The sequence below is a fragment of the Lacticaseibacillus paracasei subsp. paracasei genome (assembly GCF_000829035.1).
Taxonomy (GTDB): domain Bacteria; phylum Bacillota; class Bacilli; order Lactobacillales; family Lactobacillaceae; genus Lacticaseibacillus; species Lacticaseibacillus paracasei.
Window position 1 is genome coordinate 2,676,539 of sequence record NZ_AP012541.1, and the last position, 15,208, is coordinate 2,691,746.

Sequence of the window (15,208 nt, forward strand, 5' to 3'; positions counted from 1 at the left end):
CTTGATTAATAAGGGTTCTCCATTTTATTTTGCGGCTCGTATGGACCATACTCAACCTGAATCGTCGTGTGCGCAATATCAAAGCTTTCGCGCAAAGAGAGGCTGAGCGCATCGAGGAAGTCGTCATTGCCAACTGTGGTCGTGCGCACGACATGGACGGTCAGCGCCACATCGGTCGTGCTCAATGCCCAAATATGCAGGTCGTGGCAAGAAGCAACGGTTGGGTAAGCATTCACGAGCTTTTTAACCGCCACTGGGTCAATATCTTTTGGCACTGCTGCCATGGCAAGGTTGACCGCATCGCGCAGCAAATTCCAGGTGCCAACCAAAACGACAATGGCAACTAAGATCGACATCACGGGGTCAAGCCATTCCCAGCCAGTCAGCAAAATCAGTCCGCCGGCAAGAACAACGCCAAGCGAAACGCCAGCATCGGCGGCCATATGCATGAAAGCGCCGCGAATATTCAAGTCATGTTGCGAACCGCCATGGAATAGCAAGGCGGTGGCGCCGTTGACAATAATCCCAACGCCCGCCACCAGCATCATCCATCCGCCTTCAACAGGTGCATTTTGTGAGAGTCGGGTGACCGCCTCAACAATGATGGCACCCATAGCCACTAATAGGAACGCGGCATTAGCCAAAGCTGCCAAAATCGAAGAACTCTTATAACCATAAGTCCGTTCGACAGTAGGATGCCGTCCTGACAGCCAATCTGCGAACCACGCTAATCCGAGTCCCAACACATCGCCTAAGTTGTGAACCGCATCTGCGACCAAGGCCACCGATCCAATGCCGATGCCAAAGGCTACTTCAGCAATAATATAAATTGTATTCAGTAAAATGCCCCAGAAGAATGCCTTGTTTGGTTGAACTTGTTCCATGACAACCGCCCCTCCATTTTCCTATCCCCATCATGGTTTAGCGTTACCTAAAAATCAACCCCTAAACCGTGAACCCGTGGCGGATAAACAAAATGGCCGTAATAGGTAAACTTCGCGGCAAAAGCCCTTCATACTGTTATAAACCCGCATGGCTCTGGAGTGCTTTTGGCACAGGCCAAAAACAGTTGGGCCGCTGCCTGACATTTGCGCGAATTCGGCACCATACTTTTGTAGCCGCTGCTTGAGGGCGGTCATTTCCGGATACCGACTAGCAGTGATGGCTTCAAGGCTATTCGCCATGCCACTCGTCATTTGTGCAAAGTCATGATTTTGAATGCCTGCCACCACCGTTTGCGTATCAGGATGGCGCAGACCGGCGTCATAATCAATGGCATTCAAAATGGTCGGCGTCGATACTGAAACGCGAGGCTTTGCCAACACGACCCAAAAATTCGGCAAGCTGCCAAGTGGGGTGACCACATCACCGCGACCAGTTACGAGCGCCGTCTCTGAATAAACACAGTAAGGGACATCACTATCAACACTTAAGCCGATCCGTGCTAATTGCGACCGACTATAGCCGAGTTGCCAAAGCGAATTCAACCCTCGCAAAACGGCAGCTGCATCACTTGAGCCGCCGCCAAGCCCCGCGGCGACCGGAATATGTTTTTCAATATGAATCCGCGCACCTTGACGGATATTGGCGTGACGCTGCAGCGCCAACGCTGCTTTGTAGGCCAGATTGCGCGGATCTTCAGGTAGGAAGCCGCTATCTGTCGAAACCTGAATGCTGCGATGCGGGCTAATCATCACATAGTCAGCTAAATCGACCGATGTCATGACCATCTGCCACTCATGTTCGCCGTCGTCATGGCGATACAAGGCATCCAAGCTGAGATTAATCTTGGCCGGTGCTTTTTCGATCAGTTCCATCCAACCACCAGTCTCTGGCGACCCATACGCTTGCCGGTCAATCACTATCACCGCAAGCCCCGTTGTATGCATCGACCGTATAGTTATTTTTAGTATACTGTTTTATGCGCTGATTTTCACCGATACACGGTAAAAATCGCGTAACGATGCGTGACTTGCTGTTTCCGTACCCGAAATGAAAAACAGCAAAAGACCTCGATGCAACTCACATCGAGGTCTTCTTATAACAGATTTAATTGTTAAAACAATTCAATGTTATGAGGCTTTTTCTTCGCCTTCGAAGGTGATCTGAATTGACTTAGTCAAGAGATCCGCGTAACTGTAGGAGACGCGCTCGAACGCATTTTCATCTTGGTCGAGATCGACCACAAAAATAGCCGGATAGGTTTCTTTCAAAGTCCCCCGTCGCCGCGTCACTTTCTTGCGTCCAGCTTGTGCAACGACCGTTAAGTTCTCACCGATTTTTCCATCGAGCTTCCGTTTGATGCTTGCTAGTGTGATTGGCATGCACTTCACCTCTTGCAGTCTATCATAGCACGAAAGCAAGAAATTTGCAATTATACCACGCGTTTCTTATTTCGGCAAGCGATTTATGCTGGTGTTTTTAGTAAAAATTTATCGTGCTTAAGCGTGGGCCTGACTGATTAAATCCGCCGCTCGCAAAGCACGATCTAACCGAGCAAAATCAGCAATTGAAAGCCGCTCTGCGCGGGTACCAGGGTCAATGGCGGCGGTTGTTAAAGCAGATCGAATGGCAGCCTTGTTAGTTTTGCCAAATAAGACTACAAGATTATTCCAGAGTGTTTTTCGCCGTGAAGCAAAAGCGCCGCGAACTAGCCGATCAAAACTGGCTGGATCGGTTAAAGCTGCAAGCGGTTCGGTGCGCTGCGTCAAGGTGACAATGGCTGAATCGACATTGGGTGCCGGTACGAAGGCATGGCGGCTTACCGTGAAAGCAGTTGCCACGCTTGCAACGAGTTGAACTGCAATGCTCAGGCTACCATATTCTTTTGACCCCGGCGTTGCGCTTAATCGTTCTGCCACTTCTTTTTGCATCATAACCGTCATGCTATGAAGTGGTAGCTGTGCGCGTAAAAGATGGAGCAAAATGGGTGTGGTGATGTAATACGGCAGATTGGCAACAACCTTTAAGGTGTGCTTGCCATCAAAATGCTCGGCAACCAATGCGCCTAGGTCGGTTTTTAAAACATCCTCATTCACGACCATCGCATTAGGATAATCGGCCAATGTTTCATCCAGAATCGGCAGCAACCGATCATCAATTTCAAGTGCCACCACCTGATGCGCGCTGTCCGCTAAGAATTGGGTCAAAGCACCAATCCCTGGGCCGATTTCGATCACATCATCCTCAGGGGTCAAATCGGCGGCTGTCACAATTTTTTGCAAAATCTTGGAGTCGGTCAAAAAATTCTGACCTAAGCCTTTGCGCATATGGAAACCATGGCGCTTTAAAATAGCGTTGGTGACCGCTGGCTGCGCAACTTTTTCAGGTTTTGTCATGCTGTCCTCCATCTACTTGGGCCATGGCAGCCAAAAAAGCTGCGCGGCTAATTTGAAACTCTGCGAGTCGTCGAAGCAACTGTTTGCCGTTTGTGTAGCCAATATGCAACAACTCGCCTAACTGTTCCCGACGTTGGCGGGCACCGACACCACCGACTAAATCAGCAGCGAGCAAATCTTGCTGACTAATCACTTGCGGTGCATCTGGCATTTCTGTAAAAAGATGCTGCAAAGCTGCGCGCAACGCAGCAGGCTTGGCATGTTCGATGCCCAACGAGCCTTTATGATCCGGCACACCTTCACGACGCGGCAAGAAAGCATGCGTCACCCCTGGAACCGCGCGGGAAATAGTTTTGCGGATTTTCTCACCTGGGAAATCAGGGTCGGTCAGCACAATCACACCGCGTTTAGCCTGTGCTTGCCGAATGCGTTCGAGCGTTGCCTCGTCAATTGCACTGCCGCGGGTTTCAATGGTGTCAATGGCACCAAAAGTTTCTTTCAATCTTTTCGTATCATCGCGGCCTTCAACGACCACGACTTGTTTGATAGTTGTCATGCTTTTTCCTTTAATCCAAAGATGCGATGGGCATTGTTCCATGTTTGCTTGGCAATCACTTCCGGCGTCGTTTCACGTAATTTCGCCAAGGCCTCCACCACATACCGCGTGTAGCCCGGTTGATTCTGCCGGCCACGATAGGGTGTCGGCGTGAGATAAGGCGCATCCGTTTCCACTAACAGTCGATCATTGGGCACAATTTTGGCACTGGCATGTTCTTCCGGTGCATTTTTAAAGCTGACAATGCCAGAGTATGAAATGTATAAGCCCAGGTCCAGAAAACGTTGGCCCCAAGTTGCATCGCCGGTGAAGCTATGCATGATCGCGCCGAAGTCTTCAACATGAGCCTTTTTTAAGATGTCATAGGTATCGTCAAAGGCATCGCGACTGTGAATTGACACCGGTATTTTCAACGAACGTGCAATCTCAAGTTGCCGACGAAAAACCCGTCGCTGAATTTCCCGTGGCGAGGTATCCCAGTGATAATCTAAGCCGATTTCGCCTAAGGCTACAACTTTAGAATCCGCCAGTTGCTTGATTAACAACGCCTCTTTAGCCGCGTCATAATCCTTGCTAGACTCGGGATGCCAACCAACAATGGCATATAAATTGTCATACTGGTGGGCCAACGCCAATGCGCCGGCATTCAAAGCTGTGTCAGAGCCGACAATCGCCATCTTCTTGACACCAAGTTGCCGAGCGTTTTCGATATACTCGGCTTCTTTGCCTTGATAGGGCGTGTCATTCAAATGGGTGTGTGAATCAAAAATATCCATGCGATCTCGACTTTCTTTTATGCTTCTGTCATAAGCGGTGTCAGCAACCGTGCAACTTGAGCGGCTTTTTTGGCAGCAAATAGTCGCTTCAATTGCGCAGCTGGCGATTGCGTTAAAGCGCGAATCAACTGTGCCATGCGTTCCGGTTGTTTCTGCGGCTCAGCATTCATGAGCATGAACACCCAGTTCACTGGTAAAATCCGACTAGCATCGGCTAAATCTTTGAAGGCGACCGGAATAGCAAAATGAACAACCACCAACCGCGTTTGTTTCACTAATTCGCCTTCCAAATGCGGAATGGCAATATTCGGCAAGCCATCTGCCACTTCATTTAGTTGCATGCCAGAAGGAAATGTCTGCTCGCGTGTGATCAACGCTTCTTTCCCAGCCGGCGCCATAACCTGCTGTTCAATAAGTGTTGTGCTAATCGTTTTAAAAAAAGCTGCTTGCGTGGGTGTATTCAGAAAATAGACCAGCTCTGGCGTGATCAAATCAGTCATGCATTTCACCTATCTTTACAAATTCTCAATATGTTTAGAGTATAGCACGCAGTTTGCCTAGGCTCATCGTCGGGTGATCATTTCAAGAAACCATTTATTATCCGCGCTTTTTCTTTGATTTTCATGAAAATGCTCCGCGAAAAATGTCTATTACTTCTATTTTGTTCTATACTATGGAGGTACTGAACATTTAAGGATTACCTAGGAGGTATTTTTACATGTCTGTTAAACTTACTGCTGGTCAGTTGAAGCACTTGAAGCAATTGTCAAACGATGACAATGTGATCTCAGCTTTGGCCATTGACCAACGCGGTTCCCTGAAGAAGATGCTTGCAGCTGCAGCTAACAAGCCGGCTGATGAAACCACGATTGTTGATTTCAAGAAGGCAGTCTCTGAAGAATTAACCAAATACGCCAGCGCTATTCTGCTTGACCCAGAATATGGCTTGCCGGCTGCTAAGGTTCGCGATCCTAAGTCTGGCCTACTCCTTTCATATGAAAAGACTGGTTACGATGCTACCGAACCTGGCCGTTTCCCAGATCTGATCGACAGCCAAAGTGCTTTGCGCATTAAGAACGAAGGCGGCGACGCTGTTAAGTTCTTGCTCTACATCGATCCGGATGAACCAGACGCTATCAATGATCGCAAGTATGCTTTCGTTGAACGTGTTGGTGCTGAGGCAAAAGCTAATGACCTGCCACTGTTCCTTGAATTGGTTTCTTACGACGGTAAGACCAACGAAACTGGTACAGCTGCATGGGCTAAAGCTAAGCCTGAAAAGGTCATCAAGATCACCAAGGAATTCAGCAAGCCGCAATACAATGTTTCTGTTTTGAAACTTGAAGTTCCAGTTGATCAAAAGTTTGTTGAAGGCTACACCGATGACGGCGTTACCCCTGTTTACAGCAAGGAAGAAGCCGCTAAGTATTACAAGGAACAGTCAGATGCAACGGATCTCCCATTCATCTTCCTGTCCGCTGGTGTTACCAACGAATTGTTCCTTGAAGAACTCAAGTTTGCTAAGCAAGCAGGTTCAGCCTTTAATGGTGTTCTCTGTGGCCGTGCAACTTGGAAGCCGGGTGTTAAGCCATATGCTGCTGAAGGCGAAGCTGCTGGTAAGAAGTGGCTGCAGACCGAAGGCAAGGCTAACATCGATCGTTTGAACAAGGTGCTTGCAGAAACTGCAACCCCTTGGACTGACAAAGTTGAAGGTTAATCTTTAACCATAGTTGCAAGAAAGGACCGATCATGATGATCGGTTCTTTTTTTATGACTGCGGACATGTTTTTGTGACCACTGCAAACATCAAAATGAAGTTCAAAAAACTTGCTAACAATCATTGCAGGTCAGTGATCCAGTGGTAGACTGGTATTGAATGCGTTTTCGTATATTAGGAGGTAATTCAACTTGATCACAATTGAAAACAGCAAATTTAAAGCAGGCATTGCCGAGCGCGGTGCTGAATTGCAGTCGCTGGTAAATAAAGCCGACAACTATGAGTATGTCTGGACAGGTGACAAGACTTTTTGGAATCGGCATGCGCCTATTCTATTCCCATCTATCGGGAAGTCTAATCAGGATCAATATCGGTTAGGGGCAAAAACCTATCCAATGAGTCAGCATGGATTTGCTCGTGACTATGACTTTGATGTCAGCGATAAGAGCGACTCAGCGGTCACCTTCACGCAACATCAAAATGCTGAGACATTGAAGAAGTTCCCGTTTGAGTATACCTTGGCTGTTACTTACATGTTGACGGACGGCGGCCTCAGCGTACATTACACGGTCACGAATGACGATACTAAATCAATGCCATTTGCTTTAGGGTTCCACCCTGCCTTTAATGTTGGCTTGAAAGCTGATGGCAGTTTCGACGATTACGACCTCACTGTTGAACCATTAAACAGCCCACTACAACGATTCGGCATCGGCCCTGTGCCATTCCGCAATGGCGATGTTGAGGACATCCCCGGCGCAGAAGGCAATCGTTTGCCCCTGACACATGATCTTCTTGATGGTGGTCTCGTGATTCTCGCTAACAGCGAAATTGCCAAGGCAACCCTCGCATCACCGCACCATGACCACAGCATCACCCTCGATATCAGCGACTTCCCATATCTCACCATCTGGAGCCCAGAACATAAAAAGGCGCCTTTCATCGCCGTTGAGCCATTCGATGGTCTGCCAGATCAAGCTGGCGAACCAACCGACTGGTACACCAAGCTCGGCAACACCACGCTATCTGCTGGTGCCAACAAGCAATTGGCCTTGAAGGTTGAGCTTCACTAATCGAAGTTTACCACCCAATCGTCCGACACAATTCGGGCGATTTTTTTGTGAGCGCGGGGCAGCTCGGTAGCAACCGAAGTGTCAGCAGTCAAAAAAAGCTGCCTCACCCTAGCTAGCTTTCTGGAAAAGCGACCAAATAATTGGTACAGTTGCAGTACAATGAACTAAATTCAGAAAAGGAGGCCTCTATCCATGCACATTGCCATCATTGACGATCAGACAGCCACGCGGCAAGCAACAACCCAGCTGCTTAGCCAACTGACCACGCCCACGCAACCTTTACAAGTGACGGCTTATCCAACTGCAGAGGCCTTTCTTTTTGCTGATCAGCCTGCCGATCTGTTGTTGCTCGATATCAAGTTAGGCTCGGGCATGGATGGGATGACGCTTGCAAAGCAGATTCGGGAACATGACGCGGACACGGCGATTGCGTTTGTCAGTAACTATGATGAATTCGTTTTTGACGGCTATGATGTCAACGCGATTGATTATGTCATCAAACCGCTCACAAGTGACAAGCTGCAGCATCTCATCACCAAAGTCGCCGTGCAAACGCAACCAAAGCTGTTGGCCTTCACCACCGCCAACGGCATTCAGCGTGTCGCCATGTATGATATCAGTGCCATCGAAGTAACCGATCATCGCTTGCAGGTGCACACCCAGAAAATGACGTACACAGTTGCCGGTCAGTTAAAAGACTTCCTGCCTCAGCTCGATGATAATTTTATTCAAATCTATCGATCAATTGTGATCAACCTCAACTTTTTGTCGCAGCTTGAGAAAAACACCGTCGTCATGGCTGATGGCACCAGTTACCCGGTTTTTCGGCAACAAGCACCGCTCGTCAAACAAGCCTTCTTTAAACATTTTCGGGGGTTGGCTCATGACAGTGAATGAATGGTGGTGGTTAGCCGCATTCGGCCTGTTGACAGTTGGCTGTTGCCTGCTTCTATGGTGGACCTTCCGCCGACAACAAAATTGGCCTGTGCGCGGTTTGAATCTGGCTGTCACATTGCTGGCCTTAGGTGGTTGGTGGCTTTGGCCGCTGCCAAGTGTGCGGTTTGTGCTTTTCTGCAGCACCGTTTTGACCGGCACCTTGGAGTTTGTCTTAATGCGTCAATTCCTCAACGATCAGGACGCCGTATTCGCCCGCAGCCTCGATAAAATGATGGCCCAATATTCGCAAGAAGTGCAGGAACTTTATGCCAATATGCGCGGATGGCGCCATGATTACCATGATCATTTGCAGGCGCTCAAAGCTTACTTAGATAATCAGGATACGCAGGCAGCCCGAGCCTATCTCGACGAACTAGAAGACAAGTTGGACAAAGTTGATCCGCTCGTTCACTCTGGCAATGCCATGTTGGACGCTATCGTCAATGCTAAGCTGACATTGGCCGAACGGTTGCACATCCCCGTCAATGAAAAAGTGATTGTCGGCAGCACACCGTTAATTAAAGATGTTGATCTGGTTGTCATCTTGGGAAACCTGTTAGACAACGCCATTGAAGCAATCAGTGAGCAACCGGCCGGTGAGCCGCGCCAACTGCGGCTGTATATCGGCATCGTCAAGCAACAGTTTTACCTCTCTGTCACCAATACCCGGCCTGCCGAACAAGAAATCGACTATCAGTACGCCTCAACCAAAAGCGACAAACGCGGCCTCGGTATCCGGCGCGTCAACAAACTCGTGGCCAAGTATAATGGCATGATCAATCGCCAATATGAAGCTTCCGTCTTTGTCACCGAGATTGCGATTCCCATTCACGCCGTTAAATCGACCACTCACGCATAATCTGCCGCGAGTGGCCGATTTTTTGCTAGATTAAGATCAACGAGGTGATCGACATGAAAAAATACGGGTTGTTCAACAACTTAAGGTGGTACTTAACTTACTTGCGAAAAGATGAACCGTCACTTGCTTGGACCGCAACCGGTCTCGCCATTGATAAAGCGGCCGCAGCCTTGCTGGGAGTTTTCACTCCAGCATTGTTGGTCGGTGCCATCGTGCAGCATGCGACATTGGGGGAATTTGCTTGGTTAGCTGGTTTAACCGGCTTGGGATTAGCCATTACCAGTGAAGTTGATTATCTTTTAATGACCCACGATAACGTTAAAAGCACCAAATTACGTACCGTCATTGAGATGGAATTTCATCAGAAACAATGGGATCTGGATTATGACCAAATCAGCAGCGGCAAAGTTCAAGGGTTGGCGCACACCGCTTTCAGTAAAGGGTTGAGTTGGACATATGCTGGGGCAGAGGCAATCTATATTTATGGTCGTGGCACTTTGATTGATATCGCGACCTTGTTCGTTTTCCTGGCAACGTTATCGACAGTCATGCCATGGGTCTTTGTATTAGTTCTACTCAGTGCCGCTATCAGTTATGCCGGGCTGAGCTGGTACCGCAAGTGGTATCAAACAAACAACGTCAATTGGAATAAGCTCAGCCGCCAGCAAGCTTATATCTCCCGCAATGCCTATGCGCTTGAAAACGGTAAGGATATTCGGATGTTTGGGATGGCCGGTTGGTATCACACCCATCTTGATCGACTCCTTTCACTTCAAGATGCTTGGCAACGCCGCAACTCATTGCGGCATTTCTTAGGGGCACAGGTTGGTGAACTTGCCGGATTATGTCGCGATGCCTTGGTCTACGGGAGTTTAGTTATTGCCGTCACCCAAGGCAGCCTATCCATTGCTCAATTTACTTTGATGTTTGGCATGACAAGTGGCTTCATCACCTTACTTGACCAATTACTGAAAGATTTCAGTGGTTTGCAAACTGCTAGTATCGATCTACAAGAACTTCGCGAATTCATGACGCTTAAGCCGCGAACACCGGCTCGCCCGCTCACCACTTCCGAACAAACACAACTAGCGCAGCGACCGGTCACCATTCATTTTGACCATGTAACCTTCCGCTATCCCGAAGCTAAAACCGCGAGTCTCAAGGATGTCAGCTTTACGTTAGAAGCCGGCCAAAAGCTTGCCATCGTCGGCGTCAATGGCGTAGGTAAATCAACTCTCGCTCGTTTGATGATGGGCTTGTTACACCCAACAAGCGGCACCATTCTGATCAACGGCTTAAACGCCGATCTATTACCACTAGCAACTCGTTTTTCATTGTTCGCCCCCGTCTTTCAGGAAACCATCGTTCTAGCATTGAGCCTCGCTGACAACGTGGCATTGACGAACCCGCCGCAACTTCAACGAGTCGAGTCAGCATTAAAAGACGCGGGTCTAGCTGATTTTGTTGCGACGTTGCCACAAAAAGCTCATAAACCTATGACCCGATACACTCGCGATGATGGCATCGAACTTTCAGGCGGTCAGTCCCAGAAACTTATGTTAGCACGCGCACTGTATAAAGATGCTCCTGTCTTGGTGTTAGACGAACCAACAGCGGCTTTAGATGCCATCGCCGAAAACGAGGTTTACCAAGAGTATGCTCAATTAGCCTCGGGGAAAACTTCTCTGTTCATCTCGCATCGACTCGCCTCAACACGTTTCTGTGACGCCATTCTCTTCATGGATCACGGTCAAGTGCTTGAATCAGGGACGCATGACCAATTGATCGCAAACAATGGTCGTTATGCGCAAATGTATCATATTCAAAGTAAATACTATCAACCTGAAGCAAAGGAGGTTCCAGCCAATGACAACCTTTAAAGACGCCGAAAAAAAGAAGCCAGCAAGTAATACGGTAGTCCGAGCTTTACGTGTGGTTCGGGTCATTTATGAACTCGACTCAGCCGCTCTGCCAGTTGAATTTATGCGAGCCCTCACAACCGTGGGAATCCCTTATCTCAACATTGCCTTTCTTGGGCTCGTGTTGAATCAGCTACAGCAACGGGCATCATTACAACAAGTCATGCTATTAATCGGTATCTTTTTGGCCGTTCGTTTTTTGCTACAATTGTGCGGCGGCTGGTTTAACAAGCGCGCCGAGGATCATGAAACTGCAGTTAAACGGCGACTCGATCGCGCTGTGACCGAAAAGCTATTAACTGTTAGCTACAGCACGCTCCAAGATCCAGACATGCGCAAGGCATATGCTGGAGCTCAGGCTGGGCAATCCTTCAGTGGTGGCTTATCGACACTTATGAAAGAAGGGTTACAGGACTTCTTTTCGCTTATAATCGCTGTTGGTTTTGGGATTGCGACACTTGTTAGCCTCATGAAACCAATGGCAGCCTCCAGTGCGTGGCTCAATGATGATCGTTATCCCTTGATGATTTTGGCTTTGTTGATCTTACCAATTGTCGTTGGCAGTTGGAGCATTAAACACAGTAATCGCATTCAACAAGGGGTTATTCAAAAAATCATTCCAAGTAATCGAAGGTTCACCTATTTTTTCAATTTCACTGAAAATATGGACAATCATCAGGTTGTCCGCCTTTACCGTGCAAGTGACCTCATTATGCATCGAGAAACAAACAGCACCATGGCATCACTTCAACAAATTTGGGATGGCGACTGGCAAATGGCCAAATACGGTCACTGGCCAAATCTCGCTATCGCCGTTGCAGTCATCGGTCTCTATATCTTAGTCGGTGCCAAAGCCCTCCTCGGTAGCCTTGCAATCGGCAGCGTCATGATCGCGGTTGGGTATTTTCAACAACTTATGACCGCGGCCTACCAATTTCTTCAGCAAGTTGGCATGTATGTGAATATGGTTGACTACCTCCAATTCTATGTCGATTTTCTGGCCCTGCCTGATCACGAAAAGTCCGGCTCGCTGCCTGTCGAGAAGCGCAACGACAACGAATTTGCCATCCAGTTTCATGATGTGAGCTTTAAATACCCAGGCAGCGATGAGTGGGCGCTGCGGCACGTCAATCTCACGCTGAATATTGGCGAACGCCTTGCCTTGGTCGGCCGAAACGGCAGTGGTAAAACGACCCTCATCAAACTGCTTGTGCGCCTGTTCAAACCAACTGAAGGCACGATCACCCTTAACGATATCGACATTCAAAAATACGATGAAGACGAATATCGCAGCCTACTGGGGGTTGTTTTTCAGGATTTTCGGCTTTTTGCTTATAGCATCGCGGAAAATGTCGCGGCAACGACCCAGCCTGACCGTGACCGCGTTTGGCAAGCACTAACTGTCGCGGATGTGGCCGATCGGGTTAAGCGAATGCCTGAGACAATCGATACCCCAATTACAACTGCGTTAAGTGACGATGGTGTGGATGTCTCTGGCGGCGAAGCCCAAAAAATCGCCATCGCCCGCGCGTGGCACAAAAACGCGCCGATCATGATTCTGGATGAACCGACCGCCGCTCTTGATCCCATCTCCGAGTATGAAATTTATCAACGGTTTGACGAGCTCATTGAAGGGAAAACTGCCATCTATGTGTCACATCGCATGAGCTCAACCCGTTTTTCCCAACGGATTGTGGTGCTTGACCATGGGCAACTCGTCCAAGATGGTACGCATGCCAGTCTCATGGCTAAATCCGGCATTTATCGCGATTTATTCAATGCGCAAGCGCAATACTATACAGAGGACAGAATAAAAGCTGCACGTAAAAAAGTGGCCACATCTGTTGCACCCGTGGCAAATTAACAAAAACGTTTTGGGTTGACTTACCACGAATAAACTTTACCAACTGTTGCGACATTATCTCTGACCATCAAAAAACACTCGACCACAACTAGTCGAGTGTTTTTCATTGCCTTTCAATTAACCAACCAAGCTGCCATTCTCTAAGTTCTCAGAGACTTCCAGCAAAGTGATTTTCTTGCCGTCTAAACTTTCAGCCGACAACAACATGCCTTCAGACATTTCGCCTTTTAGCTTGCGCGGCTTCAAGTTGACCACAGCCATGACCTTTTTACCTTTTAGCTTCTCGTAATCTGGGTAAAATTCCCGAATGCCGGAAAGAATTTGCCGCGTGCCTTCATCGCCAGCATCGAGCGTGAACTTCAACAGTTTGTCAGCACCTTTAACCGGTTCGACATTCAAAATTTCTGCGACCCGAATTTCGCTCTTATCGAATTGTTTGAACTCGATTTCTGACTTCCGAGTTTTTTCGTCGACGGTTGCTTTTGCGGTGCCGGGGGTCATCTTGCTCTTGATATATGCCACTTCTTCTTCCGTATCAAGACGCGGGAAGATTGGCGTGCCTTGTTCAACTACTTTGACACCAGCTGGCAAAGCGCCCCATTGGACAAGCTTGTGATCGTCATTTTCATGATCCAAGCCAAGTTGGCCGAAGATTTGCAATGGTGCGTGGGTCATCACTGGTTGAATCAGTAGAGCAATCAGACGCAGGCTTTCGGCTAAGTGAGCCATCACAGCATCAAGCTGATCTTTTTTGGCAGGATCTTTGGCCAGATTCCACGGTTCCGTTTCGTCGATATACTTGTTCGCCCGGGAAACAATTTTCCAGACTTGATACAAAGCATCGGAGAAACGCAACTCGTCCATCAATTTGTGATATTGCGCCAAAGCCGCCTGCGCCACATCGCCAAGATCTTGATCAAACGGCGTTACATCCGGTTTAAAGGCTGGCAAAATACCGTCTTCATACTTGTTAATCATGGCAATGGTCCGATTCAACAGATTGCCGAGGTCATTGGCCAAGTCGTAATTGATTCGGTCAATAAAGTCTTCTGGTGTGAAAATACCATCATTACCAAACGGAATGGCGCGCATCAAGTAATACCGCAAGGCATCCAAGCCATACCGTTCAACAATCATGTCCGGATAAATGGCATTGCCTTTCGACTTACTCATTTTGCCATCTTTCATGACTAGCCAGCCATGGGCATAAATTTTCTTTGGCAACGGCAAGCCGAGTGCCATTAAAATAATTGGCCAATAGATAATGTGGAAACGAACAATCTCCTTACCAATCAATTGGACGTTGGCTGGCCAGTATTTGTCAAACAAAGCGTGATCATTACTGCCATAGCCTAGGGCGGTAATATAGTTCAGCAACGCATCAACCCACACGTAAACAACGTGCTTCGGATCGGATGGAATCTGGACACCCCAATTGAAGCTCGTCCGGCTCATCGCCAGATCTTCCAGACCCGGTTTGATAAAGTTATTGATCATTTCAGTTTTGCGTGAAGCCGGTTGAACAAAATCCAGATGCTCGTCATAATACTTCAACAAGCGATCGGTGTACTTGCTCATCTTGAAGAAGTAGCTTGGTTCGTGAACCAGCTGCACTTCATGACCAGACGGCGCTTTCCCGCCGGTCACGTTGCCGTCTTGATCGCGATAAACTTCCGACAGTTGAGATTCCGTGAAGTATTCCTCGTCTTCAACGGAGTACCAGCCAGTGTATTCGCCTAAATAGACGTCCCCTTGTTTGATGAGACGTTCCACAATCGTTTGAACGGCTTCGACATGTTCCTTGTCAGTGGTCCGGATAAACTTGTCATTGGTGATTTCAAGCATTTTCCAAAGCTGCTTGATTTGGGTCGCCATGCCATCAACATAAGCTTGTGGCGTCACCCCTAACTTATCAGCCTTTTGCTCGATTTTCAGGCCATGTTCGTCGGTCCCAGTTAGGAAGAAAACGTCGTAGCCCATGAGCCGCTTATACCGTGCGAGCACGTCTGCTGCAATGGTGGTGTAGGCGTTGCCGATATGTAGTTTGCCAGATGGGTAATAAATTGGTGTTGTTACGTAAAAAGTTGGTTTGCTTGCCATGCAAGGGCCTCCCGTACATTAGTTCAGAATGAGTCTAGTATAGCATAGGAAACAGCGGGGCTGTATAGTT

General features: G+C 48.2%; 14 protein-coding genes. 6 read left to right on the top strand and 8 right to left on the bottom strand.

Going from position 1 to position 15,208, the window contains the following annotated elements:
• Positions 1-5: 5 nt before the first annotated feature.
• The 7 genes from LBPC_RS13135 to LBPC_RS13165 form a co-directional block, all read right to left on the bottom strand.
• Positions 6-884 carry a cation diffusion facilitator family transporter gene (locus LBPC_RS13135; RefSeq protein WP_003567730.1) on the bottom strand — a complete coding sequence of 293 codons (879 nt, stop codon included), beginning with the start codon at positions 882-884 and terminating at the stop codon, positions 6-8.
• A 54-nt stretch (positions 885-938) separates the two neighbouring features.
• Positions 939-1,817 (bottom strand): 4-(cytidine 5'-diphospho)-2-C-methyl-D-erythritol kinase, encoded by an 879-nt coding sequence (gene ispE, locus LBPC_RS13140; RefSeq protein WP_016377366.1) that lies wholly within the window; start codon positions 1,815-1,817, stop codon positions 939-941.
• Between the two features lie 255 nt (positions 1,818-2,072).
• The gene (locus LBPC_RS13145) at positions 2,073-2,324 is read right to left on the bottom strand and encodes a Veg family protein (protein WP_003567734.1); all 252 of its coding nucleotides are present in this window, start codon (positions 2,322-2,324) and stop codon (positions 2,073-2,075) included.
• Positions 2,325-2,441: 117 nt separating this feature from the next.
• Entirely contained in the window at positions 2,442-3,338 is an 897-nt protein-coding gene (gene rsmA / locus LBPC_RS13150; RefSeq protein WP_003599962.1) for a 16S rRNA (adenine(1518)-N(6)/adenine(1519)-N(6))-dimethyltransferase RsmA, read from the bottom strand.
• Positions 3,325-3,894 (bottom strand): ribonuclease M5, encoded by a 570-nt coding sequence (gene rnmV / locus LBPC_RS13155; RefSeq protein ID WP_003567738.1) that lies wholly within the window; start codon positions 3,892-3,894, stop codon positions 3,325-3,327. Before rnmV ends, rsmA begins: the two co-directional genes overlap by 14 nt.
• The gene (locus LBPC_RS13160; RefSeq protein ID WP_003662667.1) at positions 3,891-4,670 is read right to left on the bottom strand and encodes a TatD family hydrolase; all 780 of its coding nucleotides are present in this window, start codon (positions 4,668-4,670) and stop codon (positions 3,891-3,893) included. Before LBPC_RS13160 ends, rnmV begins: the two co-directional genes overlap by 4 nt.
• Before the next feature lie 17 nt (positions 4,671-4,687).
• Positions 4,688-5,170: a PTS sugar transporter subunit IIA gene (locus LBPC_RS13165; protein ID WP_003662666.1), complete on the bottom strand. Its 483-nt coding sequence runs from the start codon at positions 5,168-5,170 to the stop codon at positions 4,688-4,690.
• A gap of 218 nt (positions 5,171-5,388) precedes the next feature.
• Between LBPC_RS13165 and LBPC_RS13170 the strand changes: the two genes are divergently transcribed.
• The 6 genes from LBPC_RS13170 (at position 5,389) to LBPC_RS13195 (ending at position 13,038) form a co-directional block, all read left to right on the top strand.
• Positions 5,389-6,387, top strand: coding sequence for a tagatose 1,6-diphosphate aldolase (locus tag LBPC_RS13170; RefSeq protein WP_003662664.1), 999 nt, complete (start codon positions 5,389-5,391; stop codon positions 6,385-6,387).
• Between the two features lie 191 nt (positions 6,388-6,578).
• Positions 6,579-7,460 (top strand): aldose 1-epimerase family protein, encoded by an 882-nt coding sequence (locus LBPC_RS13175; protein ID WP_003589002.1) that lies wholly within the window; start codon positions 6,579-6,581, stop codon positions 7,458-7,460.
• Between the two features lie 192 nt (positions 7,461-7,652).
• Complete coding sequence (locus LBPC_RS13180) at positions 7,653-8,357, top strand: LytR/AlgR family response regulator transcription factor (protein WP_003662662.1); 705 nt, start codon at positions 7,653-7,655, stop codon at positions 8,355-8,357.
• A complete protein-coding gene (locus LBPC_RS13185; protein ID WP_003662661.1) occupies positions 8,344-9,255 on the top strand; it encodes a sensor histidine kinase in 912 nt (303 codons plus the stop codon). The genes LBPC_RS13180 and LBPC_RS13185 overlap by 14 nt, the downstream gene beginning before the upstream one ends.
• A gap of 53 nt (positions 9,256-9,308) precedes the next feature.
• Positions 9,309-11,135: an ABC transporter ATP-binding protein gene (locus tag LBPC_RS13190; RefSeq protein ID WP_003662659.1), complete on the top strand. Its 1,827-nt coding sequence runs from the start codon at positions 9,309-9,311 to the stop codon at positions 11,133-11,135.
• Complete coding sequence (locus LBPC_RS13195) at positions 11,122-13,038, top strand: ABC transporter ATP-binding protein (protein ID WP_003662658.1); 1,917 nt, start codon at positions 11,122-11,124, stop codon at positions 13,036-13,038. The genes LBPC_RS13190 and LBPC_RS13195 overlap by 14 nt, the downstream gene beginning before the upstream one ends.
• Positions 13,039-13,155: 117 nt before the next feature.
• Here the strand turns inward: LBPC_RS13195 and metG are convergent, their stop codons facing one another.
• Positions 13,156-15,138, bottom strand: a complete 1,983-nt coding sequence (gene metG, locus LBPC_RS13200; protein ID WP_003662657.1) for a methionine--tRNA ligase — start codon at positions 15,136-15,138, stop codon at positions 13,156-13,158.
• Positions 15,139-15,208: the final 70 nt, after the last annotated feature.

Bases quoted from the DNA above. Each gene is read 5' to 3' on its own strand.
- LBPC_RS13135 (WP_003567730.1), bottom strand. From the start codon at position 884: ATGGAACAAGTTCAACCAAACAAGGCATTCTTCTGGGGCATTTTACTG.
- ispE (WP_016377366.1), bottom strand. From the start codon at position 1,817: ATGGAACTGATCGAAAAAGCACCGGCCAAGATTAATCTCAGCTTGGAT.
- LBPC_RS13145 (WP_003567734.1), bottom strand. From the start codon at position 2,324: ATGCCAATCACACTAGCAAGCATCAAACGGAAGCTCGATGGAAAAATC.
- rsmA (WP_003599962.1), bottom strand. From the start codon at position 3,338: ATGACAAAACCTGAAAAAGTTGCGCAGCCAGCGGTCACCAACGCTATT.
- rnmV (WP_003567738.1), bottom strand. From the start codon at position 3,894: ATGACAACTATCAAACAAGTCGTGGTCGTTGAAGGCCGCGATGATACG.
- LBPC_RS13160 (WP_003662667.1), bottom strand. From the start codon at position 4,670: ATGGATATTTTTGATTCACACACCCATTTGAATGACACGCCCTATCAA.
- LBPC_RS13165 (WP_003662666.1), bottom strand. From the start codon at position 5,170: ATGACTGATTTGATCACGCCAGAGCTGGTCTATTTTCTGAATACACCC.
- LBPC_RS13170 (WP_003662664.1), top strand. From the start codon at position 5,389: ATGTCTGTTAAACTTACTGCTGGTCAGTTGAAGCACTTGAAGCAATTG.
- LBPC_RS13180 (WP_003662662.1), top strand. From the start codon at position 7,653: ATGCACATTGCCATCATTGACGATCAGACAGCCACGCGGCAAGCAACA.
- LBPC_RS13185 (WP_003662661.1), top strand. From the start codon at position 8,344: ATGACAGTGAATGAATGGTGGTGGTTAGCCGCATTCGGCCTGTTGACA.
- LBPC_RS13190 (WP_003662659.1), top strand. From the start codon at position 9,309: ATGAAAAAATACGGGTTGTTCAACAACTTAAGGTGGTACTTAACTTAC.
- LBPC_RS13195 (WP_003662658.1), top strand. From the start codon at position 11,122: ATGACAACCTTTAAAGACGCCGAAAAAAAGAAGCCAGCAAGTAATACG.
- metG (WP_003662657.1), bottom strand. From the start codon at position 15,138: ATGGCAAGCAAACCAACTTTTTACGTAACAACACCAATTTATTACCCA.